Consider the following 1,231-nt stretch of genomic DNA (forward strand, 5'->3'; position numbering starts at 1 on the left):
CTCCAGCAGCCCGTCGACCACCTCCGGGCCGAAGCGCAGGATCGCCGACGCACGCCACCACGCGCGCAGCTGCTCCAGCGGCTTCGGGGTCTTCTTCTCCCGGCGGGTGTCCTGCGCCGCCCACCACCCCAGGCCGTTCCGGCCGCGCTCGCCGGGCAGCCGCTTGTGCTTCTTGACGTACTGGTCGGTGATGCGCTCCAGCACCGGCGCCATCTGCTAGCGGCGGGTGGACGACCAGTCGATGAGGTCCTGGTCGACGCCGGCCACCTCCATGACGGGGCGCAGGCCCGGCGTCACCTCTCGGGGCACGGTCGCCAGCCCGAGCTCCTCACACACCTCGGTCGTCATGGCGAGGGTGTAGAGCGTCCCGGAGGCAACTATGTGCTGGTAGAGGCGGCGGGTGTCGAGAGCGGCCCAGGTGCCGTCCGGGCGCTGCGCCCGGTTGAGGATCAGCAGGTGGTCGTGGAGTAGCGGGAATCCGTCGCGGTTGTCGAAGTGCCGCCACCGCGAGGCCACCAGGGCCGGTGCCTTCGCGCGTCGGCGGCCGGAGGACCACCGGGTCTGTGCGACCTCATCCTCGAGCCAGCGCAGCACGGTGGCGATGGCCCTCTCGTGGGCCCGCTCGATAACGCGCCGGGTGTGGTCGTCGCCCAGCGCCCACAGCACGACCAGGGACGCCTGCGGCCGGAAAGTGAAGTCAAGCGCGAGCAGAGGAGTCGCCTTGCGCCTCTCGATCTCCTCGATCGGCTGCCCGAGGACGGTCGCCAGCCGGGCCGTCTCCGGGTCGGCGCCGTCGTCCAGGAGCTCACGCTCGATCCGGTCGGCGTCCGGGTGCCGGCCCTGCCCGAAGACAAGCTCCATCTGCCGCTCGGTCAGCTCCTGTCCGGCGGTGAGCCCGAGCGCGGCCAGGCCGCGCCCCATCCACACCCCGGGCGGAAGCCCGGCCATCTCCTGGGCGTCCTTCAACGCCTGACCGACCGGACGGCGGCCATCCCCGAAAGCCACTCCGCGTACGTAGTAGCGCCAGGAATTTCGCTTCTGCACCTTCGCGACACTCAGCATCCCGGCATCGAACACGGCTCTGACCTGCGAAGAAAGACCGATCCCGTACGGCGGGAGGGTTCACCGGAACTTCACGGCCGATCCCGTCGGACGGGCATCTGCGGCGACGTCCTGCCCGCCAGGCGAACGCCTCCCGGGGCCAGGCAAATGCTGCGCGACCACCAGTCCC

1 protein-coding gene and 1 pseudogene are annotated in these 1,231 nt (G+C 71.0%); both read right to left on the minus strand.

Annotated features, from left to right (window positions below; genetic code table 11):
- Positions 1–204 (minus strand): annotated as a pseudogene (locus ACFRCG_RS48590) (hypothetical protein); the annotation flags it as partial.
- Positions 205–216: 12 nt separating this feature from the next.
- Positions 217–1,062 (minus strand): MobF family relaxase, encoded by an 846-nt coding sequence (mobF, locus tag ACFRCG_RS48595; protein ID WP_380043085.1) that lies wholly within the window; start codon positions 1,060–1,062, stop codon positions 217–219.
- Positions 1,063–1,231 lie beyond the last annotated feature (169 nt).

Origin of the sequence: Embleya sp. NPDC056575 (assembly GCF_042793325.1) — a bacterium.
Lineage (GTDB): Bacteria > Actinomycetota > Actinomycetes > Streptomycetales > Streptomycetaceae > Embleya.